Annotated in this window: 1 rRNA gene; it reads right to left on the bottom strand. The window is 49.8% G+C overall.

Annotated elements, in window-relative coordinates:
* Positions 1-22: 22 nt before the first annotated feature.
* A 23S ribosomal RNA gene (locus tag EJ361_RS25470) occupies positions 23-2,882 on the bottom strand.
* Positions 2,883-2,895: the final 13 nt, after the last annotated feature.

Genomic DNA, 2,895 nt, shown 5'->3' with positions numbered 1-2,895 from the left:
TACAAAGCCATTTAGGCGTTGTATAGTCAAGCCAAACGAGCAATTAGTATTGGTTAGCTACACATATCACTATGCTTCCACACCCAACCTATCAACGTCGTAGTCTACAACGGCTCTTTAGGGAAATCTAATCTTAAGGTGGGCTTCCCGCTTAGATGCTTTCAGCGGTTATCCCATCCGAACATAGCTACTCGGCAATGCGACTGGCGTCACAACCGAAACACCAGAGGTTCGTCCACTCTGGTCCTCTCGTACTAGGAGCAGATCCTCTCAAATTTCCAACGCCCACGGTAGATAGGGACCGAACTGTCTCACGACGTTCTAAACCCAGCTCGCGTACCTCTTTAAATGGCGAACAGCCATACCCTTGGGACCTGCTTCAGCCCCAGGATGAGATGAGCCGACATCGAGGTGCCAAACACCGCCGTCGATATGAACTCTTGGGCGGTATCAGCCTGTTATCCCCAGAGTACCTTTTATCCGTTGAGCGATGGCCCTTCCATACAGAACCACCGGATCACTAAGACCTACTTTCGTATCTGCTCGACTTGTGGGTCTCGCAGTTAAGCGCGCTTTTGCCTTTATACTCTTCGAACGATTTCCGACCGTTCTGAGCGCACCTTCGTACTCCTCCGTTACTCTTTAGGAGGAGACCGCCCCAGTCAAACTACCCACCATACATTGTCCTCAGCTCTGTTAAGCTTGAGTTAGAACCCCAACATTACCAGGGTGGTATTTCAAGGATGGCTCCACAGACACTGGCGTGCCTGCTTCAAAGCCTCCCACCTATCCTACACAGGTAAGGTCAAAGTTCAATGTAAAGCTGTAGTAAAGGTTCACGGGGTCTTTCCGTCTAGCCGCGGGTACACAGCATCTTCACTGCGATTTCGATTTCACTGAGTCTCTGCTGGAGACAGCGCCGCCATCATTATGCCATTCGTGCAGGTCGGAACTTACCCGACAAGGAATTTCGCTACCTTAGGACCGTTATAGTTACGGCCGCCGTTTACTGGGGCTTCGATCAAGAGCTTCGCTTACGCTAACCCCATCAATTAACCTTCCAGCACCGGGCAGGCATCACACCCTATACGTCCACTTTCGTGTTTGCAGAGTGCTGTGTTTTTAATAAACAGTTGCAGCGGCCTGGTATCTGCGACTGCCAATAGCTTTGTAGAGCATGTCTACTCACCATCGGCAGCGTACCTTCTCCCGAAGTTACGGTACCATTTTGCCTAGTTCCTTCAGCAGAGTTCTCTCAAGCGCCTTGGTATTCTCTACCTGACCACCTGTGTCGGTTTAGGGTACGATTTCTTTATGACTATCGCTTAGAAGCTTTTCCTGGAAGCAGGGTATTTGCCACTTCGCTGTACAAGTACAGCTTGCTATCAGATCTCATTAATAGTCTAGCGGATTTGCCTACTAAACCTAACTACATCCTTCCACTTGGACAACCATCGCCAAGCTGGCATAACCTTCTCCGTCCCTCCATCGCATCATAAACAAGTATCGGAATATTAACCGATTTCCCATCGACTACGCCTTTCGGCCTCGCCTTAGGGGTCGACTCACCCAGCCCCGATTAACGTTGGACTGGAACCCTTGGTCTTCCGGCGTGCGAGCTTTTCACTCGCATTGTCGTTACTCACGTCAGCATTCGCTCTTGTGATACCTCCAGCATGCTTTACAACACACCTTCACAGGCTTACACAATGCTCCCCTACCACTTAATTGAAACAATTAAATCCGCAGCTTCGGCTCCTAGTTTGAGCCCCGTTACATCTTCCGCGCAGGCCGACTCGACTAGTGAGCTATTACGCTTTCTTTAAAGGATGGCTGCTTCTAAGCCAACCTCCTAGCTGTCTGTGCCTTCCCACATCGTTTCCCACTTAACTAGGAATTTGGGGCCTTAGCTGGCGGTCTGGGTTGTTTCCCTCTTGACGACGGACGTTAGCACCCGCCGTCTGTCTCCCGGATATCACTCATCGGTATTCGGAGTTTGCATCGGTTTGGTAAGTCGAGATGACCCCCTAGCCGAAACAGTGCTCTACCCCCAATGGTGTTCGTCCGAGGCGCTACCTAAATAGCTTTCGGGGAGAACCAGCTATCACCGAGTTTGATTAGCCTTTCACCCCTATCCACAAGTCATCCCCTGGCTTTTCAACGACAGTGGGTTCGGTCCTCCGGTAACTGTTACGTCACTTTCAACCTGCTCATGGATAGATCACTCGGTTTCGGGTCTATACCCTGCAACTAGACGCCCTATTAAGACTCGGTTTCCCTACGGCTCCCCTATTCGGTTAACCTTGCTACAGAATATAAGTCGCTGACCCATTATACAAAAGGTACGCCGTCACACCATAAATGATGCTCCGACTGCTTGTATGCACACGGTTTCAGGTTCTATTTCACTCCCCTCACAGGGGTTCTTTTCGCCTTTCCCTCACGGTACTGGTTCACTATCGGTCAGTCAGGAGTATTTAGCCTTGGAGGATGGTCCCCCCATCTTCAGACAGAATTTCTCGTGTTCCGCCCTACTTAATATGCTTCTTATAACCTTTCGAGTACGGGATTATCACCCTCTACGATTGACCTTTCCAAGTCATTCCTCTAAATTATAATCAGTCGGCTCCTCCCCGTTCGCTCGCCGCTACTAGGGGAATCTCTATTGATGTCTTTTCCTCGGGTTACTGAGATGTTTCACTTCTCCCGGTTTGCCTCGTAAATAAATTTACGATACCTGTCTTATGACAAGTGGGTTTCCCCATTCAGATATCGCCGGATCACAGGATATTGCCGCCTCCCCGACGCTTTTCGCAGGCTGTCACGTCTTTCATCGCCTCTGACTGCCAAGGCATCCACCATGTGCACTTCATTACTTGACTATACAACCCTAAA

This window comes from Chitinophaga rhizosphaerae, from assembly GCF_003958645.1.
In the GTDB taxonomy this organism is placed as follows: domain Bacteria; phylum Bacteroidota; class Bacteroidia; order Chitinophagales; family Chitinophagaceae; genus Chitinophaga; species Chitinophaga rhizosphaerae.
Note: the sequence above shows the minus strand (reverse complement) of the source record. Positions and strands in the feature narration are given on the sequence as shown.